The following is a 25,021-nucleotide window of genomic DNA, read 5'->3' as shown; positions in this document are numbered from 1 at the left end:
AGGATAAAGGATGGCCTAGACGTGCTGGCCGCCGTTGATGTGGATCTCGGCGCCGTTGACGTAGGACGAGGTGTCCGTGCACAGCACGTAGACGATCTTGGCGACCTCGTCGGGCGTGCCGAGCCGGTGCATCGGGATCTGCTGCTCCACGATCTTCTCGGTGCCGGGCGACAGGATCGAGGTATCGATCTCGCCCGGCGCGATCGCGTTGACGCGGACGCCGACGCGGCCGAAGTCCGAGGCCATCTCGCGCGTCAGGGATGCGAGCGCGGCCTTGGAGGTGGCATAGGCCGCGCCTGCGAAGGGATGCACGCGCGAGCCGGCGATCGAGGTGACGTTCACGACCGAGCCCCTGGCCGCCTTCAATTCCTCAATCAGTCCGCGCGCCATCATGATCGGCGCGAAGAAGTTGACGTGGAAGACATGCGTCCAGGTATCGAGGTCGGTGTCGACCGAGCCGAGCCGTGAGCCGCCCGGGCCCTTCGGCGAGATCGCGGCGTTGTTGACCAGCGCATGCAGCATGCCGCCCTCGAGGCGGTTGCGGATGTCGGAGATCGCGCGGGTGGTGTCCTTGGGGTCGGCGAGGTCGACCTGGATGTGGTCCTCAGGGCCCGCATCCCAGGGGCAGTCCTCCGGAAAGGGATGCCGCGAGCAGGTGATGACGCGCCAGCCCGCCGAGGAGAAGCGGATCACGGTGGCATGGCCGATACCGCGGCTCGCTCCGGTCAGGAGCAGCGTACGTCGCGGTGCGTTTGACGGATGCGGCATGAAGGTCTTTCAGGTCGGGGCCTAAGGGTACATCCGCGTCTTGGACCACTTCTGGCCCGCGGCGTCACGACGAAATTCAATGCGGTCGTGCAGACGGAATGGGCGATCGTGCCAGAACTCGATGCGGACCGGCGTGATGCGCCAGCCGCTCCAGCCCGGCGGCCGCGGCACCTCGCTGATGACGTATTTGGCCGCGACTCTTGCGATGGCCTGTTCGAAGGCGAAGCGGCTCTCCAGCGCCTCGGACTGCTTGCTCGCCCAGGCGCCGATCTGCGCCTGCTTGGGACGGGTGGCGAAATAGGCGTCGGCTTCGGCGTCGGTCACCGGCGTCACGTTGCCGCGGATGCGGACCTGACGGCGCAGCGACTTCCAGTGAAAAAGTAACGCTGCCTTAGGATTTGCGGCGAGTTCACGGCCCTTCTGGCTCGCGATGTGGCTGTAGAAGACAAAACCCTCGGTATCGAAGCCCTTCATCAGCACCATGCGCACGTCCGGCAGGCCGTCCGGGTCGACGGTTGCGAGCGCCATGGCATTCGGATCGTTCGGCTCGCTCTTGATCGCCTCGTTCAGCCACGCCTCGAACAGCGCAAATGGCTCGTCGGCGGCGGTGAAATCACCGGATGTTAAGGGTGTCTGGTGTTTCATCGAGGTCGTGTCGGTCATGTCTGGAGTCCGAGTTGCGTTCCGCGGCCCAAAACGCGTTGTTGTCCGCTACCGCCCTATATAGGGCATGGGGACGCGTTGGCCTATCGGCGATCCGGCCGTCCGGCTTTGTCATGACGGTGATCCTGATCGGCTTCGGCACCGGCGGTTGCAGCTTTTCCCGCAATGACACCAGCGCCTATGCCAAGGCCGACGACAGCGACCTCACCGGCTCGATCGTGCGGCCGGCGAAGGACGCGGCACCGACCGAGACCGATCTTGCCTTCGCCCGCAACGCCGCTTCCGACGTGCTGAGCAAGGGCGATAAGGATTCCAGCCAGCACTGGGAGAATCCGGAGACCGGGGCGCGCGGCTCGGTGACGCCGATCGCGCAATCCTATGCCGCCGAGGACGGCCGCAAATGCCGCGATTTCCTCGCGAGCTACGTCAACGGCAATACCGAAAGCTGGCTCCAGGGTGCCGGCTGCCAAAGCAGCCGTGGCCGTTGGGAGATTCATACGCTAAAGCCGTGGCGGAGCTAGGATTCGGCCGGCAATCCTAGTTGCAAAAATGCCACTCTCTTCCCACATGGTTCGCAGGTGGGGCGGGGAGCCCTTTGAACAATTCGATTTCTTTGAAGGAGACGTGACGGATGCGCGACCCCTATGAGGTCTTGGGGGTGCCGCGGAGCGCCAATGCTGCCGCGATCAAGAGCGCCTATCGCAAGCTTGCCAAGAAGCACCATCCCGACAGCAACAAGGACGACCCGAAGGCCGCTGAGCGCTTCGCCGAGCTCAATTCGGCCAACGAGATCCTCGGCGACGAGGACAAGCGCAAGCAGTTCGACCGCGGTGAGATCGACGCCGAGGGCAAGCCACGCTTCCAGGGTTTTCCGGGTGGCGGCGGGCCGCGCGGCCGCGCCGGTCCCGGCGGGTTCGAGAGCTATACGTTCCGCTCCGGCGGCGCGGGCGGTGGCCCGGGCGGGGGCGCGTTCGAGGACATCCTCAACAGCATGTTCGGCGGCGGGGTGCGCGGCGCGCGGCCCGGTGCCGGCGGTGCCGGGCAGTTCGAATTCGACACCGGCGGGATCGGCCTCGATCTCGACGTGAATGTTGCCATGTCCGTGTCGCTGGAGGAGTCGGTCAAGGGCGGCGAGAAGCGCGTCCGGCTGCCGACGGGCAAGGAGCTCAACGTCAAGATTCCGGCCGGCGTCACCGAGGGCCAGCAGATCCGGCTGCGCGGTCAGGGCGAGAGCGCCCAGGGCCACCCGCCGGGCGATCTCCTGATCACCATCGGCATTGCACCGCACCCGTATTTCAAGGTCGAGGGCGCGGATCTGCGGATCGACCTGCCGGTCACGCTCTACGAGGCCGTGCTCGGCAGCAAGGTCCGCGTGCCGACCCTTGGGAATGCGGTCGAACTCTCGGTGCCCAAAAACACCTCGAGCGGCCGCACCTTCCGTCTCAAGGGCAAGGGGCTGCCGAAAGCGGGCGGAACCGGGGATCTCTTCGTCACCGTCAGGATTATGCTACCGGACGGGAACGACGCCGAGCTTGAGGCATTGATGGAGAAGTGGCGGGACCAACACCCCTACAATCCACGTAGCGGGTTTGGTTAGGGCGAGATCGGAACTGAAGGGGTTCTCCTAAGGTCTAGAGCATCCTTCCTGCAGATGATGCTCATCATACGCCTGAGGCGTGATAGCGCTTCTCGGCTCGTATGCTCGACGTGTCGGCTGTCCGGCGGGGCAGCCGATAAAAACTGCGGCCTCGAGAGGGGGACCAGCGCGGTACCAAAAACCCCAATCGAGGCCGCCCGCGTCGATCGGCGGATCGAACGCTGCTCATTTTCGCGTGATCATCCGGTGCGATAATGAGACGCGCCGATGTCTTGATTCCAAATTTTCAATGACGGAATCGAGGCACCGCGCTTGTGCGGTTGTCTAGGTGCCGTTTTTCTCTGCCTGATCGTACACGGCCTGCGCCACCTTGGTCAGCCGGTCGCGATCGCCGCCACCGCTGACGACGTAGCCGACGCCGCGCTCGGCCCAGAACAGCGCGCCGTCCTTGTCCGTCCTGGCGTACCGCATCTGCGTTGCACCATTCTCGGTCTTGGCGGTGTAGATCGTGTACCGCTCGCCCGAGGCGCCCTCATACATCAGGAACGACGCCGGCCCGTTCGGCCCCGGCAAAAGTCGGCCGCCGACCAGCTTCAGCCCGCTCGCCTCCAGGTTCGGCGCGAACACGGTCCAGCCGCAGCGCCTGGTCAGCCAGGCCTGGAGATGGTCACGCTCGTTGCCGCCGACCTCGACGGGGTGGCGGACCTCGACGACATAGAGGCGGTGGGCGTCGAGTGCGTCTGCCGTGAAGCTCTGGAAGGTCGAGGGGGCGTTGGCGGCGCCATGTGCGATCCAGCCAGCGGTGCCGCCGGCGACGAAGGCAACCAGCACAGCCGCGGCGGCGCCATAGAGCCATTGCCGCGGGCGGCGCTCCAGCCGTTCGAGCTCCAGCCGAGCCGGCACCGGCTCCTGCGCGACGGAATCGTAGCGGGCGTGCAGCATCTCGGCCATGGCGCGCCAGGACTGCACCCGCTCGGCATCGTCAGGATGGGCGGCAAGCCAGGCCTCGACGTCGGCGCGTCGCTCGGCCGGCAGCTCGCCATCGACATAGGCGTGCAGCTCGTCTTCGGTGATCGGAATATTGCGGTCGCTCATATCGATCGTCTCTGGCTCTGCGGCCCAAAATATCCTTCGTGACTCAACTTCCCTCGTCTCATCGGCAGACTGCGGGCGGGCACAACGCGATGCATCAATTCTGCCATCACTTCACCCGCCTGAGCGCCGGGCGCTCACCCTCCAGCGAGGCTTTAACGTGGGCGCGAGCACGTGCCAGGCGCGACATCACGGTGCCGATCGGCACGCCCTGGATGTCGGCGACCTCGCGGTAGCTCATGCCCTCCAGCATCACCAGGAGCAGCACCGAGCGCTGCTCCTCGACCAGCGTTGCCAGCGCCTTCTCGATGTCGCGTCCCTCGGCTTCGGTCCCGCTGGCATCCGGGTTGTTCTCCGTCAGCTGCATGAATTGCGGCCGCCTTGCCAGCGAGCGCCGCCGGTTCTTGTTGAGGTTGGTCAGGATCGTATACAGCCAGCTCCTGACGTCGCCTCCGAGAAACAGGCGCTCCGAACGCAGTGCGCGCACCAACGTATCCTGCACCAGATCGTCGGCCGCATCCGCATCGCGCGTGAGCGCGCGGGCGTAGCGGCGCAACGCCGGGATCATGGCTTCCACACTCTGGCGAAACGCACTCATTGCCGTCTTGACGTCCTGGTGTTCGGCGCGAGCGCCTTACCCATCATAACACCCGAACGGAACGGCTATTCCGGCGCTCGAAACAGCGTTAACGCCGCGTATTAGGACTGTACCGCGAAGGAGGGCTGGTGTACCTCCAGACCTCAACGAGAGCTCGACGGGACGTTCAAAAATGGCGCAGAATTCAGGTCTGATGCAAGGCAAGCGCGGGGTGGTCCTCGGCGTTGCCAACAACCGCTCGATCGCCTGGGGCATCGCCAAGGCATGCCACGCCGCCGGCGCCGAGCTCGCCTTCACCTACCAGGGCGATGCACTCAAGAAGCGCGTCGAGCCGCTCGCCGCCGAGATCGGTGGACTCGTGCTCGGCCATTGCGACGTCACGGACGCTGCGACCATCGACGCCGCCTTCGCGGTGCTGAAGGAGAAGTGGGGCAAGATCGACTTCCTGGTGCACGCGATCGCCTATGGCGAGCAGCTCGATGGCCGCTACGTCGACACCACGCAGGAGAATTTTTCCAAGTCGATGCTGATCTCCTGCTACTCGTTCACCGCCGTCGCACAGCGCGCCGAGAAGCTGATGACCGACGGCGGTTCGCTCATCACGCTCTCCTATTACGGCGCCGAGAAGTGGATGCCGCATTACAACGTGATGGGCGTGGCGAAGGCGGCGCTGGAGGCAAGCGTGCGCTATCTCGCCGCCGACCTCGGCGAGAAGAACATCCGCGTCAACGCGATCTCGGCCGGGCCGATCAAGACGCTCGCGGCCTCCGGAATCGGCGACTTCCGCTATATCCTGAAGTGGAACGAGCACAACGCGCCGTTGCGGCGCAACGTCTCCACCGAGGACGTCGGCGGCAGCGCGCTGTATTTCCTCTCCGACCTCTCGCGCGGCGTCACCGGCGAGGTGCATCACGTCGATTCCGGTTACCACGTGCTGGGCATGAAGCGCCCGGACGCGCCGGACATTTCGCTCGGCGGGAAGGACTAACGCTTACCGGCAATGCCCGTGCCCACGATCTACTATCTTCGCCACGGCGAGACCGAGTGGAATGCGCTCGGGCGGCTTCAGGGGGCCAAGGACGTTCCGCTGAACGCGCGCGGGCGCAGCCAGGCCATGCAGGCCGGCGGCATTCTCGCCGATCTGTTCAAGCGCGACGGCCGCGACAAGGCGGCGCTGCCCTATGTGTCGAGTCCGCTCGGCCGCGCGCGCATGACCATGGAACTTGCGCGCGGCAAGCTCGAATTGCCCGTGGCCGACTATTCGCTCGACGATCGCCTGCGCGAGATCGGCTACGGCGTCTGGGAGGGACTGACGCTGGCCGAGAGCGAGGCCGCCGATCCCGAAATCTACGCCAGGCGCCTCGCCGACAAATGGACGGTGGGCCCCGCAGGCGGGGAGACCTACGCCGATGTGCAGGTCCGCGTGCGGGCCTGGTACGATCAGCTCCGGACCGACACGGTCGCGGTTGCCCATGGCGGGACCTGCCGGGCCCTGATGGTTTCGCTCGGTATCGAGACGCCGGCCAGCTCCGCCGAGCTCTATATCGAGCAGGGCGCCGTTTACGTGTTCCGGGACGGGCGGCTGGAGAAGTATAGTTAGGGCCAGCGCCACGCTCTCTGCCGTCATGCCCGGGCTTGTCCCGGGCATCCACGGACTTTCTTGCTTGCGGCGCCCGAGAACGTGGATGGCCGGGACAAGCCCGGCCATGACGATTGCGGGGACCATTTGACCCCCCATTCAGATCGCGTTACGTCACGTTGACATTCATCATAGACGTTGCTTGTCAACGTTAGGCGGCAGTTCGGCATGTCCTTCAACACCTTCGGCCACATGTTCCGCGTCACCACCTTCGGCGAGAGCCATGGGGTGGCGATCGGCTGCGTGGTCGACGGCTGCCCGCCGATGATCCCGCTCACCGAGGCCGACATCCAGGGCGATCTCGATCGCCGCCGGCCCGGCCAGTCACGCTTCACCACCCAGCGCCAGGAGCCGGATCAGGTGAAGATCCTGTCCGGGGTGATGGCGCATCCGGAGACCGGCGTGCAGGTGACGACGGGCACGCCGATCGGGCTCCTGATCGAGAACACCGATCAGCGCTCCAAGGACTATTCCGAGATCAAGGACAAGTTTCGGCCCGGTCACGCCGACTTCACCTATGAGGCCAAATACGGCCTGCGCGACTATCGCGGCGGCGGGCGCTCCTCGGCGCGCGAGACCGCGACGCGGGTTGCCGCCGGTGCGATCGCGCGAAAGGTGCTGCCCGACATCAAGGTGCGCGGCGCGCTGGTGCAGATCGGCCCGCACAAGATCGATCGCGAGAAGTGGGACTGGGACGAGGTCGCCAGGAATCCGTTCTTCTGTCCGGACAAGGACAAGGCCGCGTTCTTCGAAACCTATCTCGATGGCATCCGCAAGAGCGGCTCCTCGATCGGCGCGGTGCTCGAGATCGTCGCCGAAGGCGTGCCGGCGGGTCTCGGCGCGCCGATCTACGCCAAGCTCGATTCCGATCTGGCGGGTGCGATGATGACCATCAATGCCGTGAAGGGCGTCGAGATCGGCGCCGGCTTTGGCGCGGCCGAGCTCACCGGCGAAGAGAACGCCGACGAGATGCGTACCGGCAATGACGGCACGCGCTTCCTGTCCAACCATGCCGGCGGCGTGCTGGGCGGCATCTCCACGGGGCAGCCGGTGGTGGTGCGTTTTGCCGTGAAGCCGACCTCCTCGATCCTCCAGCCGCGTCTCACCGTGGATCGCAAGGGCACTGATACCGAGATCTTCACCAAGGGCCGCCACGACCCCTGCGTCGGCATCCGCGCCGTCCCCGTCGGCGAAGCCATGATGGCCTGCGTGCTGGCGGATCACTTCATCCGAGACCGCGGGCAGGTGGGACGCTAGAGCAGGGTGAGGCGTTCGTGTCGCGGTACTAGCCCACCGCGCAGCTTGACGGCGCTACAACTTCGTCGGCAAATGCGCTCATGGAAAGTTCCGAGCTCCAGCGCATCACCAACTGGCTGATCGACGGCGCGAGGTCGTCGGGAACTCCGGCCGAGATGATCGCCGACGTCTGCGAACATCTGGTCGAGGCTGGCCTGCCGCTGTGGCGGTTCGGCATCTTCATCCGCACGCTGCATCCCGAAATCTTCGGCCGCAACTTCATCTGGCGGGAGGGCCAGGAGGTCGAAATCGGCACCGTCGATTTCGAAATATTGGACACGCCCGAATTCGCTCGCAGCCCGCTTCGCATCGTGTTCGAGAAGGGGTTGGAGGTCCGGGGACGGATGGACGATCCGGACAGCAAGCGGTTTCCGTTCCTCGACGACATGCGCGCCGAAGGCGTGACCGACTACCTCGCGATGCCGATGCCGTATCTCGACGGCTCGATCCACGCGACGAGCTGGGTCACGCGCCGTCCAGGCGGCTTCAGCGACGACGACATTGCGGCAATCCGGACCATCGTGACGCCGCTCGCGCGCGTCAGCGAGATCATCAGCCTGCGCCGTACCGCCGAAATGCTGCTCGACACCTATGTCGGCAACCGCGCCGGCGCGCGCATCCTCGGCGGCCAGATCCGCCGCGGCCACAACGACACCATGCAGGCCGCGATCTGGCTCTCGGATCTGCGCGGCTTCACTGCGTTGTCGGACCGGCTGCCGGCCGAGACTGTGGTCGAGATCCTCAACCAATATTTCGACTGCCAGGTCACCGCGATCCGGGGCCATGGCGGCGAGGTACTGAAGTTCATGGGCGACGGGCTGCTCGCGGTGTTCCCGATCGACGAGTATGTCGGCGATGCCGCGCATGTCTGCGCGCGCGTGCTGGAGGCCGCGCGCGAATCCCGCGCCAGCGTCGAGGCGCTCGCCTTTCCGGTCGGCGATATCGTCGAACGCTTCCGCTTCGGCGTCGCCCTCCACGTCGGTAACATCCTCTACGGCAATATCGGCGGTGGCAACCGCCTCGATTTCACCTGCATCGGTCCTGCCGTCAACCTTGCCGCGAGGCTTGAGAAGATCACGGGTCGGCTGGGACGGACCGTCGTGGCCTCGGAAGGCTTTGCCAATGTCTGCCGCCACGACTGGCATGAGCTCGGCGAATTTCCGATCGCGGGATTTTCCAAGGCACAGCGCGTGTATGGACTGGCCGAAGAAACGCCGGTGGTGATGGCCTAGCGGATGGTGCCGTCGGCGTTAGCTTTCGCGCACATAGGACCGCTTCAGGCCGAAGGTCAGGACCCTCAAGGTGATCCACAGCCGCAGCATGGCGAAGCTGAAGATGAAGACGAAATAGATCAGATTCTTGGTGAACTGCGTCGCCGATGAGGTCTGCCAGAAATTCCAGATCGCGCTGCGCACGGCTTCCTGTCCATAGGCGAGGGCGACGTCGAAGATGCCGAGCACGACTACGGCGCCGCCGAGCCACAACCCGCGCCGCGCGAATTCGCCCATCGCGGCAAACAATGCGATCTTGCCGTCATCGCGCTCGGCGCGGACGATCATGAGCAGCACGAGGGCGGCAATCCATGCGCTCCAGAATCGCCCCGGATGGGTGAACTGGTCGAACGCCATGCCGTCAAGGCCCGCCATCAGATGAGGCGCGAAAGCCTCATGGCCGGTCGCCGCGGTGCTGAGCGCGGCTACGATCATCACGAGGGCGATCCGCCACAGGATCGAGAAGGAGAGCTTGAACTGCTCGCCGAACGTCAGCGTACCGAGCGAGGACTGGCCGCTGGCTGCCTCGATCGACTGTTGCGCCGTCGCGAAGAAGGCAAGCAGCACCGAAACGTTGGAAATGATGATTGCTGGCAGCGCCACAGCGCCGCCGCCGAAGGCGATTACCCGCATCGCCGCCGCCAGGATCAGCCAGGGCAGGGCATGCAGGAGCTTGAACGGACCGAACGAGGTCTCGTGGCGGGCCGGCTTGAGTTCGAGCTGTTTGCGCAGTGCGACTGTCATCGCACCGTGGTGACACAGGAGATTGAACCTGCGGTAGTGCGGATCGGTAAAATTGACCCGAAGCGAACAGACGGCGCCGTTATTCCTCCGGCTCGGTCGTGAACAGCAGCGGATAGCCCTTGGCGCGGCCGGCGTCGGTGGCGCGCGTAGCCTTGGTCTCGGCGACGTCCTTGGTGAACACGGCAACCACGCAGGCGCCCAGCTTGTGCGCCGTGATCATCACCTTGTAGGCCTGATCCTCCGTCATGCGGAACTCGGCCTTGAGGATCATCGTGACGAATTCACGCGGCGTATAGTCATCGTTGATCAGGATGACTTTGTGCAGCTTCGGCCGCTCGACCTTGGTCTTGGTCCTGGTTTTCGGCTTGGTGACGGCGTCGTTCATTCCGCCTCCTGGACACGGCGGGCTCGGGTTCCCTGCCGGAGCGATCAGCTCGCGGCTTTCGCACCATATTGCAGGACCCGCACCTTCTCCAAGGTGATCAGCCCGCTCGACATCATGCCATCCAGGATGGGCAGGAATGCGTTGATGTTGTCCTCGCTGTCGACGATCTCGATCAGCAGCGGCAGGTCTTCCGAGAGCCGCAGGATTTTCGAGGTGTGCAGCCGGCTCGACTTGCCGAACCCCATCGGACCGCGCAGCACGGTGGCGCCGGCGAGGTGCAGCTCGCGCGCCTTCATCACGATCGCTTCATAGAGCGGCTTGCCGTCGAAATGGTCGCTCTCGCCGATGAAGATGCGGAGCGAAACAGCCTGACTGGGAATTTGCATGGTCAGCTCCTTTTCAAGCGGTTGTAGCGGCTCGCCATCATATGGCCGAGCCAGACCGACACCAGCCAGCAGACGACGGAGGACGCGACATAGGCCAGCGCGGTGTATTTCATGCCGCCATGGACCAGGCGGAAGGTTTCCAGGCTGAAGGCCGAGAAGGTGGTGTAACCGCCGCAGAACCCGGTCATGACGAACTGCCGGTGCTCGGGCCGTGCCAGCATGCGGCCGTCCGGGCCGGTCAGCGTCGCATAGAAGCCGATGATCAGCGAGCCGGTGGCATTGATGAACAGTGTCGCGAAGGGAAAGCCTGGTCCGGTATCGAGCGCGAGTCCGACCAGATAGCGCGTCAGGCCACCGACGACGCTGCCGGCGGAAACCCAGGCATAGAGCATCGCGCTGCGCCAGCGCTCGGCGGAGGAGGGAGCGTTCATCGGCCTTTACCCTCCAAGACCGTCAGCGAGGAGGAAGCCGCAGCTGACGGCGGCGAGGCACAGTCCGACCGAGAGGGCGACGTTGCCGAGCGCATGCATGGGCTCGCCGTTGCGGGCGAGCGTCAGCGTTTGCAGGCTGAACGAGGACACCGTGGTGTAGCAGCCGAGGAAACCGGTCACTGCGAACAGCCATGGATTGGGCGAGGCGAGCATCGAGCCGGGATGGGTTGCCAGCGCGCCAAAAATGCCGATCAGGAAGGCGCCGGTGACGTTGATGGTCATGGTGCCCCACGGAAACGTCTCGCCCAGCCGCCGCGCGATCGCGCCGGAGATGAAATAGCGCGCACAGCCGCCCAGCACGCTGCCGATCATAATGGCAAGCACCCCGCTCAACACGACGAACAGCTCCCCGTCATCATTTGCCCTCCGCTGCCAGCCCGTTGCCGACGGCGAGCAGCCCCACGAGCGACACCAGTGCGAAGCCGAGCCCTGCCAGGAACGTGCCGGCCGGACCATAGGCGTCCCACAGCGCACCTGCGATCACGCTCGCGGCCAGCAGTGCCAGGCCCGTGAACAGGTTGAAATAGCCGAATGCGGTGCCGCGCAGGCTTGGCGGCGCGGCGTCGGCGACGAGGGCCGAGAGCAGGCCTTGCGTCAATCCCATATGCAGCCCCCACAACACGACGCCGAGCGCCAGGCCGCCGAGGTTCGGCAGCAGCGCGAGTGCGAGGTCGGCGCCGCAGAGGAAGAGGAGGCCGAGCGCAAGCAGGCCGGTCCGGTTGATGCGGTCCGACAACATGCCGGCCGGATAGGCCGACAGCGCGTAGACGATGTTCATCAGCACCAGCACCGCCGGCACCCACATCGCATTGAGGCCGATGTTCTGCGCGCGCAGGATCAGGAAGGCTTCGCTGAAGCGCGCGAGCGTGAAGACGACGCCGACCGCCACGACGCGCCAGTAGACCGCTCCAAGCTGCCGCATCGCGGCGAGATTGAGCGGATTTTTCGCAGGCTCCCGACTCTGGTCCGGCTCCGGCTCGCTCACGGCAAAGGCGATCAGTCCCAAGGACAAGAAGGCCGGCAGCACGGCGACCCAGAACACGGCGGCAAAATTGTCTGTCGTCCACCACATCAGGCCGATCGCCGCGAGCGGTCCGACGAAGGCACCGATGGTGTCGAGCGACTGGCGCAGGCCAAAGCTCGCGCCGCGCAGGCCGATGGGGGCGATATCGGCGATCAGCGCATCGCGCGGCGCGCCGCGGATGCCCTTGCCGACCCGGTCGATGAAGCGCGCGGCCACCAGCCATTCGACGCTCGGCGCGAGCGGGAACAGCGGTTTGGTGAAGGCGGCCAGCCCATAGCCGAGCGCGGCAAGCAGCTTGCGGCGGCCGAGCCAGTCCGACAGCGCGCCGGAGAAGATCTTGGTGATCGAGGCCGTCGCCTCCGCAATTCCCTCGATGAAGCCGACCGTGAGCGTCGAGGCGCCGAGCACGGTGACGAGATAGACCGGCAGCAGCGCGTGGATCATCTCGGAGGAGACGTCCATCAGCATCGAGACGAAGCCCAGCACCCAGATTCCTCTGGGCAGCCCGGCACGCGCAGCATTCGGTGTCGTCGTCGTCACGCCTTGGATTTCCCCTTCGACTTCCCCTTGGACTTCACGTCCTGGCCCTCTCCCGGTCTTCGTCTTCAGGCAACAAAAAACCCGCCATTGGCGGGTTTATCCATGCTCCCGCCAAAGGCAGAGGCTCAAAAAATTGCCCCACCTCAAGCAGGAGTCATCAGCCCATCACGGTCACCGACCGCCGGGCGGTTGTCGGGGGACTCCATCCCCATCTGTGCGGCCAGCCTAGCATGGAAATCGCGCCGGACAAGTGGGCGGGACGTTCCGTCCCACGAGTCGTCATTCCGGGGCGATGCGCAGTATCGAACCCGGAATCTCGAGATTCCCGGACGGAAGGGCGCGCTGGAGCTTCGCGAGCTCCGGAATGACGGGGCTGGTGAGCGCGCGTTCCGACGTCATCGCTACGGCCAAACGACGGCAAGTCGCCGCAACGACGCAAATTCCTAACTTGAATGTGAAGCGCAAGCGATCTTCGCACTTTGCGGCAAGGCGATTGCATGTCACCATCGCGTCATACGACGGGAGGCCGCGATGCGCTTGCTGTTCTCGATCGGGGCTGTGCTGGTGGCCGGCGTGCTCGCCGGGGGGGATGTTGCGGGCTTCGCTGCACCAGGACCTAAATTTGAGCAGTCCAAAGATCGACCGCAGCGGCTGGCGGCCGACAGGGACGCGCAGACGGTCGATGTCGAATTGATCCTTGCGGTCGATGTCTCCTACTCCATGGACATGGACGAGCTCGCGATCCAGCGCGAAGGCTATGCGCAGGCGATCCAGTCGAAGGAGTTCTTGCAGGCGCTGAAGCTCGGTCCGAACGGCCGGATCTCGGTGACCTATTTCGAGTGGGCTGCTTCCAGCGACCAGAAGATCATCATTCCCTGGCGGCTGATCGACGGACCGGAGACCGCGGATGCGGTCGCCGCCGAAATCCTGAAGACGCCGATCCGGCGCGCCTCGCGCACCTCGATCTCCGGCGCGATCACGTTCGCGATGCCGCTGTTCGACGAGGATCCTTATCGGGGCTTGCGCCGCGTCATCGACATCTCCGGCGACGGTCCCAACAACAATGGCGGCCCCGTCACGGTGGCGCGCGACGCCGCGCTCGAGAAAGGCATCGTCATCAACGGCCTGCCGATCATGGTCAAGGAGCCGTCCTATTCGACCATGGATATCGACAATCTCGACTACTACTACGAGGATTGCGTCATCGGCGGTCCCGGCTCCTTCGTCATCACGATCAAGGACCGCGAGAAGTTCAAGGAAGCGATCCGCACCAAGCTCCTGATGGAGGTCGCAGGCCGCACGCCGGAGCGTCCCGTGATGCGCGTTGCGGACAAGGAGCCGCGCGTCAGCTGCATGATCGGCGAGAAGATCTGGTCGGACCGCTGGGGACGCTAAGCGGCCTGGAACGTCACCAATGGTCGCTGCCGTTTCTCGTGGCGTCGATCGCGCGATGACGCGCAATGTCGCGGTCGGCTTTGTGGCAGATTAGCCACAGCACGGACGAGCCGCGTTCGAGCAGGTTCCAACTCGATTGCCGGCCGTTGCAAAGCAACATAAACGTTGAGCGTTGGTTGCTTTTCGTTTCCCATCCCGCACACGCTATTGCCGCATCATTCCCAGCACACATGGCTTCGAAAATTGGCGCCGTAGCAACACGCTGTGTGGCGATTGCCGCCGCCTGCGCTTCCGTCTCGATGCTGCTGACGGCACGGGCCGACGCCGCATGCACGCCCGTTGCCGGAAACGACGTGTCGGCCGTCTGCACTGGAGTGACGGCGGGTGGCTACGGCGGTGCCGGCTTCACCAACTTGAACGTCACCGTGGAAACCGGCGCCACTGTCACGGCAGGCGCTGCGAGCATCACCTTCAATACGGGCGGCCTGCTGAACCGCGGCACCGTCAGCGGCGTCACGTCGGGCGTTCTCGGCGCCACGGCCACGATCACCAATTCCGCCCTGATCTTCGCGAGCGGAGGCACCGCCATCGATCTTAGCGGAAGCCTGACGTTGACCAATTCCGGATCCGTGCATGGCAGCCAGAACGGCGTCAGCGCGACGACTGCGACCATCGCCAACTCCGGCTCGATTGTCGGCACGTCCAACCGGGCGATCAGCCTGAGCGGCTTTGGCGACATCACCAACAGCGGCAACATTTCCGGCAACTACGGCATTCTATCGTTTTCCACCGTCAAGCTCACCAACAGCGGCATGGTGTACGGCAACAATGCCGCCTTGTCGGCGAACGGCGTGACGATCGACAATAGCGGCACGATCCTGTCCGGTGGCACCGCCGTCGATTCCGCGGGCGCAACGATCTCCAATCGCGGCACGATCAGTGGCGCCGGCATCGGCATCGCGACCTCCGGCTTCACCTTGAACCTCGATAATTCCGGCAGCGTTTCGGGCCAGTTCGGCATTTTCACCAGCGTTGGCAATATCGCCAATTCGGGCACGATCAGCGGCACCGGCGGCACCGCCATCGATGCATTCGTCAATCTCGCGCTCGTCAATTCGGGCGCGATCAGCGGGCAGACGACGGCGATCGTCGCACCGACCGCCGCCATCACCAACTCGGGCTCGATCACCGCAGCCACGGCGGCGGCGATCGATGTCACGGCCCTCACCCTGACCAATTCCGGATCCGTCAACGGCGTGACGTCAGGTGTTCACGGTGCCATGGCCACCATCGCCAACTCCGGCTCCATCAGCGCCAACGGTGGCCCCGGTATCGATCTCGGCGGCAGCCTGACGCTGACGAATTCAGGCTTGGTGCGCGGCAGCTCCGACGGCCTCAGTGCCGCGAGCGCGACCATCGTCAACTCCGGCTCGATCATCGGGAATTTGCGGGCCATCAACCTGACCGGCGCCGGCGACATCACCAACAGCGGCAGCATTTCCGGCGGCTTCTATGGCATCGCCTCGTTTTCCAGCGTCAAGCTCATCAATAGCGGCACCGTCTCCGGAAGCGTCTCCGCCATTTCGGTGAACTCGGCGACCATCGACAATTCCGGCTCGATCCTCTCCAACTCGGTTGCGATCGATGCCGGGACCGCCGCGATCAATAATTCCGGAACGATCACGGGAAAGTACATCGCGATCACGACCGTCGATCTCACGCTCTTCAACACCGGCACGGTGTCGGTCAGCAATCCCGGCGCTTCAGCGATCTATGCGTTAAGAGCCGATATCAGCAATGCCGGCCTGATCGCGGGCGCGGATACCGGCAGCCTGGCGATTTCCCTGAGCCCTGCGGCCGATACGCTCACGTCGTTCGCCGGCTCCCGGATCATCGGCCGCATCGATCTCGGCGGCGGCGCGGATCGGGTGGATTTCCGCGGCGGCAACTTCAACTACACGTTCAACTCGCTCGCAGGCGTGACCGTCACCTCGGCGACGCCTTACATCGTGCAGGGATCGCGGATCGTTACGGTCGATCCCACGCCCTTCGCGGCGACCGACCGCAACATCCTGGCGTTCTCCGCGGCGGTGACATCGGCGCTGCCGCTGGCGGAGCCGCCTCCGCCCGCTGCAAGACCGGCGATGGGCTATGCCACGGCGGACAGACCTGCGCAGGCCGCGCGCGAAGCCTTCGCGGCGGTGATGACGCCGCAGGGGCCGACCGCCGTCTATGGCGTCGGAGTGAGCCTGTGGGCGCGAGGCTTCGCCGGCGAGCGAGATCAATCGGCGACAGGCCCGCTGCTCCATACGGTCAATCGCTTCCAGGGCGGTTTCATCGGCGGGGACTGGCAGGCCAATCCGTTCTTTCGTCTCGGTGCCTTCGTCGGCGCCGGCGCCATGCGGAGCACGGAGGATCTCAATCTCAGCGGCGTCAGCTCGGATGTCGCGTTCGGCGGCGCCTTCGTCCGCGGCACGTTCGGCGAAACCTTCCTCGACATGATGATCCAGCTCGGCCATTTGTCCGGACATAGCTCCCGCGTGGTCAGCAACAATCTGGCGCCGACCGGGATCGAGACTTCCCTGGGTGACTACGCCGGCTTCTACGCGATCCCCGAACTGGGTCTCGGGCGTCACATCGAGCTGGGCGAGATGGGCGACACGACGTGGCGGCTGACCCCGGTGGGACGCGTCCGCTATCTCGCCGGCAACCTCGCCGGCTACAGCGAGAGCGGTTCGACGGCGGACCTGACAGTGGGCGGACGTCGGCTGTCGGAGCTCGAGGAGCGCGCTGAGCTGAAATTATCGGGAACGATCCGCAGCGCCGATTTTGCGGTGATCACCGGCAACCTCCGCGTCGGCGTGCTCGGCGCGCAGCGGATCGGCGATGCGACGGTGAACGCCACGCTGCTCGGCCAGGCCATTCCGTTCGCAACACCGGGCGCCAGCACGATCTGGGGCGTCCTGGGCGGGGGCGGCCTCGAGCTCAGCCGCGGCGGCGCCAGCTTCTTCGTCTCCGGCGACTACCTGAAGGCGTCGGACTCGAGCGTGGTGTATGGCGGGCGCGGCGGGCTCAGGCTCGCCTTCTAGTCTTGCTGCGTCATGAGACCCTCATGGCGATGAGCGCGGAACGCGCGTCTCCGGACGATGCCTTGCGTCGCCGGGCGGGATAGGCGGAGCCTGCCTGGGATGAGGCCATTTGCCCCATCGCGCCTTGCGGTTGAATTTAACCGACCGTTAACCGCCGCATGGCCCTAATCGGATTGTTTCTGTTTGCTTCTAGGTCTGTTCCGACATTGCTGTCCGGCGCATACGGCAGCGGATTCGCAAGACCTGTCCGCCGGGCAATCCAATGGCCATCGTCACATCGAGCACCAGCCAGATTTCGCCCGCGAACGAGCGCATCTTTCACCAGAGCGCTCTGGTCGGCGACTGGAAGGGCAATTGGGTGGGCAACAACCAGCCGGTCGGCTTCAAGGTCGTGAACATCCGCGGTGCCCGGGCGCAGGTCGAATATACCCATAACGGGCATACCGAGCGCGGCTTTGGCGAGGTCAGTGGCTCGCTTATCACCTTCGGCGGGGTCACGGTCGGCACCAAGGACGGCAAGAACATGGTGCTCCTGTTCTCCGCGGGTGGCAGCGGCAAGCAGACCGCCAATCTCGAGAAGCAGGCGCCGCCGGCCTCCGACAGCCGTCTCATGGGAAGCTGGGGCGGCTATTCCAGCGACAACGGCAAGAGCGCGAGCTTCAAGGTGCTCGCCGTCAATGGCAACGAAGCGCAGGTCAGCGTCACCACCGACGGCATCACCCGCCAGGGCACCGGCATCGTCTACAAGAACGTCATCATGTTTGGGCAGGCGCAGATTGCGACCGATGACGGGAAGAACGGCAAGGTCATCTACCAGGTCGGCACCAAGTCCTTCATGGTGCCGGTGACGAAATATCCACCGGCCGATTCATCGTCTTCGGTCGACAAGACCGCCTGAACGCATCGCGTTCCCGACCCGCACGGCGGCCGGCCGTCCTCACCATTTCGGTGCCCGCTTCTCCACGAACGCCCTCAGGCCCTCCTGCGCCTCGTCCGACGTCGCGACGTTGCAGAAATCGCGCTCGCCAGCACGACCACGCGCGCATCCTGATCGTCGGCGGCGCGGCGGAGCGCCGCGACCACCGCCCGGATGACCTCGAGGCTCAGCGCGTTGACGGGCGGGCGGCGCAGCGTGATGCGGGCGATGTTGCCTGCGCGTTCGTAAGTGACGGGATTGTCGGATGTCACCGGGTTCTCCATGCTTTCAAGATGTCAGCACCTTCAGCTGTCGGTCGATCCCGCGCAAAGCTTCGCAAGCTGGCGCCAAGGCGCCGGCGCCGATCAGCCGCCAGACCTCGTTTGCCTGCTGCACCAGATGCGGGATCGTCAGCGGGAGGCCGGCCGCCTCCTGGAGCGCGCCCTTTTCGTTGACGAGATACCGTTCGTTCAGCGCGAACAGGACCTGCGCGATGCAGGCGAGCGACCTGTAGAGGCATCCGGCGACATGGGTCTGCTCGCCGCGCGCCACCGCAAGCTCCGCATTCTCGATACCAAACGAGATTTCCCACTGAAAGCGCCGGATCAACGCCGCACGCAGCGGCGGCGGATAGCGCAGCGCAATCGATTTCAGCCGGGCGACTAGCGCCTGCGGATCGTGCAGTGGCCGGCAATAGGCGATCTCGCCCATCCAGATCGCCGAGCAGAAGCCGTGCGGATGACCAGGCTGGTAGTCCATGGTGACGACGCCGGCGCGGCAGGATTCCATCACCGCCTCGACGAGGTCGGCGTTGCGGTAGAGCAGATCGACCTTGCGGCCTTCCACCGACAGCCAGGCGCCGCCGACGATCCACGGGCCCCATTCGCCGACCGGCGTCACGGCCGTGGCGGCGGGATCGTCGGCGATCTCCTTTGCGGCGGCCAGCAGCCGTTCGGTATCCAGCGCAATTGCCGTCTTGAAATAGAGGCCGATATCGTAGTCCGACGCAGCGTGCTTGCTGCCCCGCGCACGCGAGCCGCCGAGAACGACAGCCTCGACGCCCGGTACTCCGGCAAAGGCGGATGTCAGGCGCGTGAGCAGCGGATCGTTCGGCATGGACTGGCGGCTTGCGATGCAGCTATTTCGCGGCCAGCGGAGGCAGGGGCGGCATGCTGTCGTTCGGCGCCTCCGCCTGCATCGTGATCAGCGTCATCGAGACCAGGTCGTAATAGCCGATCAGGCCGATAATATCCATGAAGCGCTCGCCGAATTTTTGCTTTGCCGCGCGGTAGATATCGTCGGACACCTTCTTGTCGCGATAGAGCGCCATCGCGAGGTCGTAGAGCGCGGTCTCGTCGTCCTTCATCGCCTTCGGCCGCACGCCGTTGGCGACGTCCTTGGCGACCTCGGGATCAAGCCCGGCCTTCATCGCGAGCGGATAATGCGCGAACCATTCGTACTGCGCCGTCCATTGCCGTGCAGTGATCAGGATCGCGAATTCGCTGAGGCGCGCCGGCAGCGACGAATTCCAGCGCAGATAGTCCGACATCGCCGAGAGCTTTGGCGCCAGCTCCGGGTTGCGGATATAGGCGCGGTAGGGTGGGTTGGTGAACTTCGCGTTGCGCGGCGGCACTGCGATCGCGTCCGCCCATTCTTTCTGCGACGACGAAAGTTCGTCGGGTTTGAGCGGCACGAAGCGGGTTGGCTCGGTCGCGCGGCTGCCTCCCGAGGTCGCCACGGTGAACAGCAGAACCAGCGCCAGACCCAGATTTCGCATCGTCATCCTCCCATTCCGGCGGACTCGCGCCGCCTGTTCGACGCCAGCTTACGTTGCGGCGCGAGTGAGGCAAGGATGTCGGCACCGGGCGAGGCTGCGGTACAGGCATGGCCGCATGCCGCCTCCGTGCGCCCGGTGTGATCGAGATCAGATCCGCGCCTCCAGGATCAGGTTGAAGGGCGTTTCGGCGGCGCGGCGGAAGCGCGACAGGCCGCCTTCACTGGCGACCTTGCGCAGCCTTGCCTCGCCGGCCTGCGCGCCAAGGGCGAGTCCCACCTCCTGATCGAGCGAGGCCGGTGTGCAGATCATGGTCGACGCCGCATAGTAGACGCGGCCGACCGGATTGAGGTTGTCTTCGAGGCGGTCGCCCGCGAACGGCTCGACCAGCATGCAGGTGCCATCCTTGGCCATGGATTCGCGCACGTGGCTGATAGCGCCGACGGGGTCGCCCATGTCGTTCAGGCAATCGAAGAAGCAGACGAGATCGTAGCCTTCGGCCGGATAGGTCTTGGCCGAATGAACCGCGAAGCTGACACGGTCGCCCAGCCTCGCCTCGTTCGCCGCCTTTCGCGCGGTCTCGCGATAACGGCTCGAGCTTGCGCGTCCTCTATGTGGGTCAATCCGGCGGATGAGGGGTTCAACGTGTCAGGAAGACCCTGCCCCGGAACCGGGGACGCGAGGGCCGGCGTTGGTTCGCTGGCAATCGCGATATCCGGAGGGTATAGTTTGTGAGCATTTTGACGGTAGCCCGAATGTCCAGCCTTGCAGGTTCTTGCGGCCTCGCAGCTCTCTTCGCCGCGCTTTGCCTCGGCGGAGCGCCCGCTCATGCGCAAGTTGCACCCTTGAGGTATTGGATACCGGGCGGACCTTTCGGCTTTGGCGGCAGCGATGGCCAGAGCTCCGAAAGTTACGGCAATTTTCCAAGCTTCAATGCCAGCGACGCAGGCGGGCGCGCCAATTTTGCGAACGGCTTCTTCGTCGGCAGCCAGCGTGGCAACCTCAATTGGAACGGTCTCGGCCAGACTGGACAGGCCGGCAATTTCAGCGCGCTCTCCTATGACAGCTCACAGTTCGGTTACAACACCAAGACTGCGGGCGGGTTGCCCGTCACGTTCTTTGCCGGTTTCGACACGCTGAAATATGGCAACGGCATTGGCAGTTCGCTTGCGCCGCTCACCTCCGGCGCCGCGCCCGGCTATGGCGCGTTTGCGGGTGTCGAGTTCAAGCCGACCTCCAACCTCAGCCTGTCGTTCGGGGCCGGGTTCACCCAGCAGGACTCGGGCCGCATGGACAGCGATATCAGATCGAACATGCTGCCCGGCGAGTCACCGGCGCTCGGCGGTCTTCGGCGCTAGGAGACTATTGCGTAGACCGCATCACCAGTTCCGGGGCGCGGCGGAGCGATTTCGGCAGATTCGGCCCGGTTCCGAAACGCATCACGATATCGGGACGCCGCTCGCCGAGTCCGAGCGAGGCCGCGAACTGCCGCCTTAGTGCCGGCACCTCGACCGGCTGGTTGATGAAGGAATATTTGAGCCCTAGCGCGGTCGCCTGCAGGCCGAACCGCTGACAGGCACGGCCGACTGAAATCCAGTGCGACGTGTCGCTGCGATCGGCGGCAAGCACGACGACACCCGCGGAGCTGTCGAGCCCGGCGCGGTATTTCCCGTTCTCGCCGCTTTCGGTGAAGAAGAACCTGAGTAGCGGCCGCGCGATCCACGCCGGCAGGGATGGGTTTCCCGAGACCCGCGAGAACAACCCGTCCATGGTCGCGACGGCATCCGTCTCGTTGAAGCGCATCCAGCTCACGAGCTCGCTCATGAAGGCCTTGTCGCGCATTTGCGCGGAATTGCCCTCGAGAACGTAATCGGTGACATCAGCGATGGCGGCGCGTTCGGTCATCAGGATTGCCGAGACGTTCGGCTCCCGGCAGGCGTTGTCGAGCTGGCGCAGCATGTCGGGTGCTACCGGCTTGCCGTCGAAGGCTGCACGGGTGCATTGCCTGAGGGGAATCGCGTCGACCAGCGCCGACGTTTCGGGGCGCGCTTGCTCCAGCGCGATCACGATCCTGTCGCCGTCGACGATCGGGTTGGCGCGCCAGCCGAGCGCTGATGCCGCCAGGACGAGGTTCTCGGCGGCGCAGCCGAGGCTGACGAAAAGGTGGTGATCGTCCGGATCGACCGCCGGACAGCGGCGCGCGAAGTCGGGCGCGATCACGATTTCATTGCCGCGGGCGGAAAAGATCCAGGGCTGGGTATTGTGGCTGTTGGCGGCGAGCGTGGCGAAACGTACGAGCTCGCGGTCCCGCGGCACCGGTTGCAGCGGTGCTCGCGACGCTCGCACCGTTTCCTCATAGGTCGTCGTCGCCGCAGCCGAGGGGCGGGCGGTGATTGCAGCCGCGGAAAGTCCGAGCGCGGTGGCCATGAGTTGTCGCCGGTCGATCGCCATCATCCGCTCCACGGTCCTTTCGCACGACGCTTCTAGCGCCACCGGAAGCTCGGGCGGTTGACCGGTATCAAGGTTCGGATCGGCACCGGATCAATTTGGCGAGGAGCCCGCTGCGGGCCGTCCCACGAGGCTTGCAGCTACCGCGCAAACCGCGCCACCAGCTCGACATGCGGCGTGTGGCGGAATTGGTCGACCGGAACGACGCCGTCGATCCTGTAACCGCCATCGATCAGCAGCCGTGCGTCGCGGGCAAAGGTTGCGACGTTGCAGGACACCGCGACGATGACGGGCACCTTGCTTGCGGCGAGCTTCAGTGCCTGCGCCTGTGCGCCCTGCCGCGGGGGATCGAACACGACGGCGTCGAAGTCGCGCAGCTCCTGCGGCACCAGGGGACGGCGGAACAGGTCGCGCGGCTCGGCCTTGACCGGCTTGAGCCCAGGCGTGCGCGCGGCTTTCGCGAGTGCGGCGATTGCGCCGGCGTCGTTGTCATAGGCGGTGACGCGGGCCTTCTCGGCGAGCCGCAGCGCGAACGGCCCAACGCCGCAGAAGAGGTCGAGAACCTCCTTGGCCTTGCCGATGCGTTCGGCGACGAGAGACGCCAGCGTCTCTTCGCCGGCGACGGTCGCCTGCAGGAACGAACCCGGCGGCAGCGTCACCTCAGTGCGGCCCATCTTCACCGTCGGCGGCAGGCGTTGCAGCACCAGCTCGCCATGCCGCGTCAGCCGTGCGAGGCGATGCTGCTCGGCAACGCGCGACAGCGCCGTGACCAGCGGCGTCGGCAGCGGGCCGGAGCCGCGCACATCGACGTCGAGGCCGTTGGCGGTCGCCGTGACCTGGATGTCGAGCGGCTTCGTCACCGGCATTTTGGACGTCAGCGGTTCGGCCAGTGCCCAGGCGGCATCGAGCGCGCCGTCGAGCGCGGGATCGAGGATCGGGCAGCGATGGATCGGGATGACGTCGTGCGAGCTCGCTGCCGAGAAGCCGACCTTGAGGATGTCGTGCGTGCCGAACCGGCCGTGCAGCGTGACGCGCCTGCGCCCCACGCCATGGGCATCGACCAGCGGTGCGACCTCGCAATCGATGCCGGCCTGCGCCAGCGTCTCGACCACGATGCCGCGTTTCCAGGCGTGATACGGCTCGGCCGCCCAGTGCTGGATCGCGCAGCCGCCGCAGACGCCGAAATGCGGGCAGAACGGCGCGATGCGCTCGGGGCTTACGACATCGACCGCGAGCAGCTTGCGGCGGTCGGGATGATTGCCCGCGACATGGTCGACCTCGACGGTCTCGCCGCCGAGCGCATATGGCACATAGATCGCTTCGCCGGCGTCGAGCGCGACGCCGTCGCCGCGATGGCCGACGTGATCGATCCTCAGGCGCTCAACCACGGCGCGCACCCAGGAAGAATTCGACGTTGCCGTCGCCGCCGGTGATCGGAGAGGGGAACACCTCGATATCGGTGCAGCCGAGCGAGGCGGCGAAGGCCGCGATGTCGTCGCAGATCTCCTGATGCACGGCGGCGTCGCGGATGATGCCCTTCTTGTTGTGCTTCCGCTCGGCCTCGAATTGCGGCTTGATCAGCGCCAGCAGGCTCATCGGTGCAGCCGCCAGCGACAGCGCCACGGGCAGCACGGTCTTCAGCGAGATGAAGCTGACGTCGATGACGACGATATCGGGCCGCGCCGGCAGGCGTTTGCCTTCATAGGCGCGGATGTCGGTCTCCTCCATCGACACGATTTTTGGATGACCGCGCAGCGAGGGATGCAACTGGTTGGTGCCGACATCGATGGCGAACACCAGGCTTGCGCCATTGGCCAGCAGCACCTCGGTGAAACCGCCGGTGGAGGCGCCGACGTCGAGGCAGACATGGTCCTCGATCTCGATCGGGTAGCGTTCCAGTGCGCCCGCGAGCTTGACGCCGCCGCGCGACACGTAGGGGTGCGCGGGCTCGGCCTGGATCACCGCGTCTTCGGCGATGGTCTCCGACGGTTTTGTCACCTGCTTGTCGTCGGCCATGACGAGGCCGGCCTCGATGGCCGCACGCGCCCGTGCCCGGCTCTCGAACAGGCCGCGCTCGACCAGCAGAATATCCGCGCGCTTGCGGGGAGGGGGCATCATGCTCTCATGAGACGATTCTTGAGACGATTCTTGGGACGATTGATGCGCTTATGGTGCAATCAATCGCGCGGCCGCCATCCGGACGCAAGCCTCGAACGCGGCGAGATCGTGCCAGACGTCGATCGGCATCGTGGCCGGCGTCACCAGCGGGCAGCCGCGCAGTTCCAGCGCATGGATCATCATGAGGTTGTCGACGAGGCCAAAATCCTCGACCGTCAGGCCCTGCGCATCGACCAGCCGCCCGTTTTCGGACGTGAGGTCCATGAAACGGCCGACGCGGTCGGCATAGGCGGCGCCATCGTTGGAATAGGCCAGACAAAACTTGCCGCGCCCGGCCATATAGCCGAGCTCGTAGACGGTCCCGGGATCGGCGCCGGCACCGCGGAACGGCGTCAGGTTGGCGATGATGGCGTCAGCCGCATCCATCATCGCCTCGTTGCCGCAAAAGATCTGCCGCGAGGCGTCGGGCGCGGTGAGGTCGATCTCGTTGTCGAGAGGATAGAGGCCGGTGAGCCCGAAGCGAGCGCAGATCTCTGCCTTGCGCCGGCCGATCTCGACCGCATCCGGCAGGAACACGTCGGGGCCTGCCAGATAGATTTTCATGGGAATAGAACCGAGAAGATTTGGATCAAGGTGCGAGCCACAGCGCGTGCTCTGCTCCCTCCCCCGCCTCGGGGGAGGGTTGGGGAGAGGGTGTTCTCGACAATCGAGAGCCCCCAAGAGGAAAAAGCCCTCACCCGGATCGCTTTCGCGATCCGACCTCCCCCGCAAGCAGGGGAGGTGAACT

28 protein-coding genes, 1 pseudogene and 1 riboswitch are annotated in these 25,021 nt (G+C 65.3%); of the genes and pseudogenes, 10 read left to right on the top strand and 19 right to left on the bottom strand.

Features of this window, described 5'->3' with window-relative positions; all coding sequences use genetic code 11:
- Nucleotides 1–15: 15 nt before the first annotated feature.
- Both XI09_RS33700 and pdxH read right to left on the bottom strand, forming a co-directional pair.
- Nucleotides 16–768, bottom strand: coding sequence for an SDR family NAD(P)-dependent oxidoreductase (locus XI09_RS33700; protein ID WP_271570701.1), 753 nt, complete (start codon nucleotides 766–768; stop codon nucleotides 16–18).
- 21 nt (nucleotides 769–789) lie between these two features.
- Nucleotides 790–1,431 carry a pyridoxamine 5'-phosphate oxidase gene (gene pdxH, locus XI09_RS33695; protein ID WP_271570700.1) on the bottom strand — a complete coding sequence of 214 codons (642 nt, stop codon included), beginning with the start codon at nucleotides 1,429–1,431 and terminating at the stop codon, nucleotides 790–792.
- A 113-nt stretch (nucleotides 1,432–1,544) separates the two neighbouring features.
- Between pdxH and XI09_RS33690 the strand changes: the two genes are divergently transcribed.
- On the top strand, nucleotides 1,545–1,952 hold the full coding sequence (locus tag XI09_RS33690) for an RT0821/Lpp0805 family surface protein (RefSeq protein WP_271570699.1): 408 nt from the start codon (nucleotides 1,545–1,547) through the stop codon (nucleotides 1,950–1,952).
- Between the two features lie 110 nt (nucleotides 1,953–2,062).
- Nucleotides 2,063–3,028 carry a J domain-containing protein gene (locus tag XI09_RS33685; protein ID WP_271570698.1) on the top strand — a complete coding sequence of 322 codons (966 nt, stop codon included), beginning with the start codon at nucleotides 2,063–2,065 and terminating at the stop codon, nucleotides 3,026–3,028.
- 324 nt (nucleotides 3,029–3,352) lie between these two features.
- On the opposite strand, the gene XI09_RS33680 is transcribed toward XI09_RS33685, so the two are convergent.
- Nucleotides 3,353–4,123, bottom strand: coding sequence for an anti-sigma factor family protein (locus tag XI09_RS33680; RefSeq protein WP_271570697.1), 771 nt, complete (start codon nucleotides 4,121–4,123; stop codon nucleotides 3,353–3,355).
- 106 nt (nucleotides 4,124–4,229) lie between these two features.
- Nucleotides 4,230–4,718: a sigma-70 family RNA polymerase sigma factor gene (locus XI09_RS33675; protein ID WP_011085414.1), complete on the bottom strand. Its 489-nt coding sequence runs from the start codon at nucleotides 4,716–4,718 to the stop codon at nucleotides 4,230–4,232.
- A 172-nt stretch (nucleotides 4,719–4,890) separates the two neighbouring features.
- Between XI09_RS33675 and fabI the strand changes: the two genes are divergently transcribed.
- The 4 genes from fabI to XI09_RS33655 all read left to right on the top strand — a co-directional run bounded on the left by fabI (nucleotide 4,891) and on the right by XI09_RS33655 (nucleotide 8,885).
- Nucleotides 4,891–5,706, top strand: coding sequence for an enoyl-ACP reductase FabI (fabI, locus tag XI09_RS33670; protein ID WP_011085415.1), 816 nt, complete (start codon nucleotides 4,891–4,893; stop codon nucleotides 5,704–5,706).
- A gap of 12 nt (nucleotides 5,707–5,718) precedes the next feature.
- The gene (locus XI09_RS33665; protein WP_271570696.1) at nucleotides 5,719–6,318 is read left to right on the top strand and encodes a histidine phosphatase family protein; all 600 of its coding nucleotides are present in this window, start codon (nucleotides 5,719–5,721) and stop codon (nucleotides 6,316–6,318) included.
- A 207-nt stretch (nucleotides 6,319–6,525) separates the two neighbouring features.
- Nucleotides 6,526–7,614, top strand: a complete 1,089-nt coding sequence (gene aroC, locus XI09_RS33660; RefSeq protein WP_271570695.1) for a chorismate synthase — start codon at nucleotides 6,526–6,528, stop codon at nucleotides 7,612–7,614.
- A gap of 80 nt (nucleotides 7,615–7,694) precedes the next feature.
- Nucleotides 7,695–8,885 carry an adenylate/guanylate cyclase domain-containing protein gene (locus XI09_RS33655; protein WP_271570694.1) on the top strand — a complete coding sequence of 397 codons (1,191 nt, stop codon included), beginning with the start codon at nucleotides 7,695–7,697 and terminating at the stop codon, nucleotides 8,883–8,885.
- Between the two features lie 18 nt (nucleotides 8,886–8,903).
- On the opposite strand, the gene XI09_RS33650 is transcribed toward XI09_RS33655, so the two are convergent.
- The 6 genes from XI09_RS33650 to XI09_RS33625 all read right to left on the bottom strand — a co-directional run bounded on the left by XI09_RS33650 (nucleotide 8,904) and on the right by XI09_RS33625 (nucleotide 12,494).
- Nucleotides 8,904–9,668: a hypothetical protein gene (locus XI09_RS33650; RefSeq protein ID WP_271570693.1), complete on the bottom strand. Its 765-nt coding sequence runs from the start codon at nucleotides 9,666–9,668 to the stop codon at nucleotides 8,904–8,906.
- Between the two features lie 79 nt (nucleotides 9,669–9,747).
- On the bottom strand, nucleotides 9,748–10,053 hold the full coding sequence (clpS, locus tag XI09_RS33645) for an ATP-dependent Clp protease adapter ClpS (protein WP_092188508.1): 306 nt from the start codon (nucleotides 10,051–10,053) through the stop codon (nucleotides 9,748–9,750).
- A 44-nt stretch (nucleotides 10,054–10,097) separates the two neighbouring features.
- On the bottom strand, nucleotides 10,098–10,439 hold the full coding sequence (locus XI09_RS33640; RefSeq protein ID WP_271570692.1) for a DUF190 domain-containing protein: 342 nt from the start codon (nucleotides 10,437–10,439) through the stop codon (nucleotides 10,098–10,100).
- Between the two features lie 2 nt (nucleotides 10,440–10,441).
- Complete coding sequence (crcB, locus tag XI09_RS33635) at nucleotides 10,442–10,870, bottom strand: fluoride efflux transporter CrcB (protein ID WP_092188504.1); 429 nt, start codon at nucleotides 10,868–10,870, stop codon at nucleotides 10,442–10,444.
- Nucleotides 10,871–10,876: 6 nt separating this feature from the next.
- Complete coding sequence (gene crcB, locus XI09_RS33630) at nucleotides 10,877–11,266, bottom strand: fluoride efflux transporter CrcB (protein WP_442869636.1); 390 nt, start codon at nucleotides 11,264–11,266, stop codon at nucleotides 10,877–10,879.
- Between the two features lie 19 nt (nucleotides 11,267–11,285).
- Nucleotides 11,286–12,494 (bottom strand): MFS transporter, encoded by a 1,209-nt coding sequence (locus XI09_RS33625; protein ID WP_271570691.1) that lies wholly within the window; start codon nucleotides 12,492–12,494, stop codon nucleotides 11,286–11,288.
- Between the two features lie 141 nt (nucleotides 12,495–12,635).
- Nucleotides 12,636–12,713: riboswitch (Fluoride riboswitch) on the bottom strand.
- 312 nt (nucleotides 12,714–13,025) lie between these two features.
- Here XI09_RS33625 and XI09_RS33620 point away from each other — a divergent pair.
- Nucleotides 13,026–13,889, top strand: a complete 864-nt coding sequence (locus XI09_RS33620) for a DUF1194 domain-containing protein (RefSeq protein ID WP_271570690.1) — start codon at nucleotides 13,026–13,028, stop codon at nucleotides 13,887–13,889.
- Between the two features lie 13 nt (nucleotides 13,890–13,902).
- Here XI09_RS33620 and XI09_RS33615 read toward each other — a convergent pair whose 3' ends face one another.
- Nucleotides 13,903–14,259 carry a hypothetical protein gene (locus XI09_RS33615; protein WP_271570689.1) on the bottom strand — a complete coding sequence of 119 codons (357 nt, stop codon included), beginning with the start codon at nucleotides 14,257–14,259 and terminating at the stop codon, nucleotides 13,903–13,905.
- On the opposite strand from XI09_RS33615, the gene XI09_RS33610 reads away from it, so the two are divergent.
- Together XI09_RS33610 and XI09_RS33605 are read left to right on the top strand one after the other, a co-directional pair.
- Nucleotides 14,243–16,978: an autotransporter outer membrane beta-barrel domain-containing protein gene (locus XI09_RS33610; protein WP_271570688.1), complete on the top strand. Its 2,736-nt coding sequence runs from the start codon at nucleotides 14,243–14,245 to the stop codon at nucleotides 16,976–16,978. The genes XI09_RS33615 and XI09_RS33610 overlap by 17 nt on opposite strands.
- 262 nt (nucleotides 16,979–17,240) lie before the next feature.
- Nucleotides 17,241–17,876, top strand: a complete 636-nt coding sequence (locus XI09_RS33605) for a hypothetical protein (RefSeq protein ID WP_271570687.1) — start codon at nucleotides 17,241–17,243, stop codon at nucleotides 17,874–17,876.
- Nucleotides 17,877–17,950: 74 nt separating this feature from the next.
- On the opposite strand, the gene XI09_RS33600 is transcribed toward XI09_RS33605, so the two are convergent.
- From XI09_RS33600 to XI09_RS33585, 4 genes and pseudogenes are all read right to left on the bottom strand, one after another.
- Nucleotides 17,951–18,166 carry an enoyl-CoA hydratase-related protein gene (locus XI09_RS33600; RefSeq protein WP_271570686.1) on the bottom strand — a complete coding sequence of 72 codons (216 nt, stop codon included), beginning with the start codon at nucleotides 18,164–18,166 and terminating at the stop codon, nucleotides 17,951–17,953.
- A gap of 16 nt (nucleotides 18,167–18,182) precedes the next feature.
- Complete coding sequence (locus XI09_RS33595; RefSeq protein ID WP_271570685.1) at nucleotides 18,183–19,010, bottom strand: nucleotidyltransferase domain-containing protein; 828 nt, start codon at nucleotides 19,008–19,010, stop codon at nucleotides 18,183–18,185.
- A gap of 22 nt (nucleotides 19,011–19,032) precedes the next feature.
- On the bottom strand, nucleotides 19,033–19,671 hold the full coding sequence (locus XI09_RS33590; RefSeq protein ID WP_271570684.1) for a carboxymuconolactone decarboxylase family protein: 639 nt from the start codon (nucleotides 19,669–19,671) through the stop codon (nucleotides 19,033–19,035).
- A gap of 147 nt (nucleotides 19,672–19,818) precedes the next feature.
- Nucleotides 19,819–20,250 (bottom strand): annotated as a pseudogene (locus XI09_RS33585) (SAM-dependent methyltransferase); the annotation flags it as partial.
- A 173-nt stretch (nucleotides 20,251–20,423) separates the two neighbouring features.
- On the opposite strand from XI09_RS33585, the gene XI09_RS33580 reads away from it, so the two are divergent.
- Nucleotides 20,424–21,026, top strand: a complete 603-nt coding sequence (locus XI09_RS33580) for a hypothetical protein (RefSeq protein WP_271570683.1) — start codon at nucleotides 20,424–20,426, stop codon at nucleotides 21,024–21,026.
- A gap of 4 nt (nucleotides 21,027–21,030) precedes the next feature.
- Here XI09_RS33580 and XI09_RS33575 read toward each other — a convergent pair whose 3' ends face one another.
- From XI09_RS33575 to XI09_RS33560, 4 genes are all read right to left on the bottom strand, one after another.
- Nucleotides 21,031–22,122 (bottom strand): Acg family FMN-binding oxidoreductase, encoded by a 1,092-nt coding sequence (locus tag XI09_RS33575; protein ID WP_271570710.1) that lies wholly within the window; start codon nucleotides 22,120–22,122, stop codon nucleotides 21,031–21,033.
- A gap of 134 nt (nucleotides 22,123–22,256) precedes the next feature.
- Entirely contained in the window at nucleotides 22,257–23,504 is a 1,248-nt protein-coding gene (locus tag XI09_RS33570; protein ID WP_271570682.1) for a class I SAM-dependent RNA methyltransferase, read from the bottom strand.
- Complete coding sequence (locus XI09_RS33565) at nucleotides 23,497–24,231, bottom strand: TlyA family RNA methyltransferase (RefSeq protein ID WP_271570709.1); 735 nt, start codon at nucleotides 24,229–24,231, stop codon at nucleotides 23,497–23,499. The genes XI09_RS33570 and XI09_RS33565 overlap by 8 nt, the downstream gene beginning before the upstream one ends.
- 51 nt (nucleotides 24,232–24,282) lie before the next feature.
- On the bottom strand, nucleotides 24,283–24,837 hold the full coding sequence (locus XI09_RS33560) for a nucleoside 2-deoxyribosyltransferase (protein ID WP_271570681.1): 555 nt from the start codon (nucleotides 24,835–24,837) through the stop codon (nucleotides 24,283–24,285).
- Nucleotides 24,838–25,021 lie beyond the last annotated feature (184 nt).

Origin of the sequence: Bradyrhizobium sp. CCBAU 11386 (assembly GCF_028128955.1) — a bacterium.
Classification (GTDB): domain Bacteria; phylum Pseudomonadota; class Alphaproteobacteria; order Rhizobiales; family Xanthobacteraceae; genus Bradyrhizobium.
This window is presented reverse-complemented; position numbering and strand designations above follow the sequence as displayed.

Bases quoted from the DNA above. Each gene is read 5' to 3' on its own strand.
- XI09_RS33700 (WP_271570701.1), bottom strand. From the start codon at position 768: ATGCCGCATCCGTCAAACGCACCGCGACGTACGCTGCTCCTGACCGGA.
- pdxH (WP_271570700.1), bottom strand. From the start codon at position 1,431: ATGACCGACACGACCTCGATGAAACACCAGACACCCTTAACATCCGGT.
- XI09_RS33690 (WP_271570699.1), top strand. From the start codon at position 1,545: ATGACGGTGATCCTGATCGGCTTCGGCACCGGCGGTTGCAGCTTTTCC.
- XI09_RS33685 (WP_271570698.1), top strand. From the start codon at position 2,063: ATGCGCGACCCCTATGAGGTCTTGGGGGTGCCGCGGAGCGCCAATGCT.
- XI09_RS33680 (WP_271570697.1), bottom strand. From the start codon at position 4,123: ATGAGCGACCGCAATATTCCGATCACCGAAGACGAGCTGCACGCCTAT.
- XI09_RS33675 (WP_011085414.1), bottom strand. From the start codon at position 4,718: ATGAGTGCGTTTCGCCAGAGTGTGGAAGCCATGATCCCGGCGTTGCGC.
- fabI (WP_011085415.1), top strand. From the start codon at position 4,891: ATGGCGCAGAATTCAGGTCTGATGCAAGGCAAGCGCGGGGTGGTCCTC.
- XI09_RS33665 (WP_271570696.1), top strand. From the start codon at position 5,719: ATGCCCGTGCCCACGATCTACTATCTTCGCCACGGCGAGACCGAGTGG.
- aroC (WP_271570695.1), top strand. From the start codon at position 6,526: ATGTCCTTCAACACCTTCGGCCACATGTTCCGCGTCACCACCTTCGGC.
- XI09_RS33655 (WP_271570694.1), top strand. From the start codon at position 7,695: ATGGAAAGTTCCGAGCTCCAGCGCATCACCAACTGGCTGATCGACGGC.
- XI09_RS33650 (WP_271570693.1), bottom strand. From the start codon at position 9,668: ATGACAGTCGCACTGCGCAAACAGCTCGAACTCAAGCCGGCCCGCCAC.
- clpS (WP_092188508.1), bottom strand. From the start codon at position 10,053: ATGAACGACGCCGTCACCAAGCCGAAAACCAGGACCAAGACCAAGGTC.
- XI09_RS33640 (WP_271570692.1), bottom strand. From the start codon at position 10,439: ATGCAAATTCCCAGTCAGGCTGTTTCGCTCCGCATCTTCATCGGCGAG.
- crcB (WP_092188504.1), bottom strand. From the start codon at position 10,870: ATGAACGCTCCCTCCTCCGCCGAGCGCTGGCGCAGCGCGATGCTCTAT.
- XI09_RS33620 (WP_271570690.1), top strand. From the start codon at position 13,026: ATGCGCTTGCTGTTCTCGATCGGGGCTGTGCTGGTGGCCGGCGTGCTC.
- XI09_RS33605 (WP_271570687.1), top strand. From the start codon at position 17,241: ATGGCCATCGTCACATCGAGCACCAGCCAGATTTCGCCCGCGAACGAG.
- XI09_RS33595 (WP_271570685.1), bottom strand. From the start codon at position 19,010: ATGCCGAACGATCCGCTGCTCACGCGCCTGACATCCGCCTTTGCCGGA.
- XI09_RS33590 (WP_271570684.1), bottom strand. From the start codon at position 19,671: ATGCGAAATCTGGGTCTGGCGCTGGTTCTGCTGTTCACCGTGGCGACC.
- XI09_RS33580 (WP_271570683.1), top strand. From the start codon at position 20,424: ATGTCCAGCCTTGCAGGTTCTTGCGGCCTCGCAGCTCTCTTCGCCGCG.
- XI09_RS33575 (WP_271570710.1), bottom strand. From the start codon at position 22,122: ATGATGGCGATCGACCGGCGACAACTCATGGCCACCGCGCTCGGACTT.
- XI09_RS33565 (WP_271570709.1), bottom strand. From the start codon at position 24,231: ATGCCCCCTCCCCGCAAGCGCGCGGATATTCTGCTGGTCGAGCGCGGC.
- XI09_RS33560 (WP_271570681.1), bottom strand. From the start codon at position 24,837: ATGAAAATCTATCTGGCAGGCCCCGACGTGTTCCTGCCGGATGCGGTC.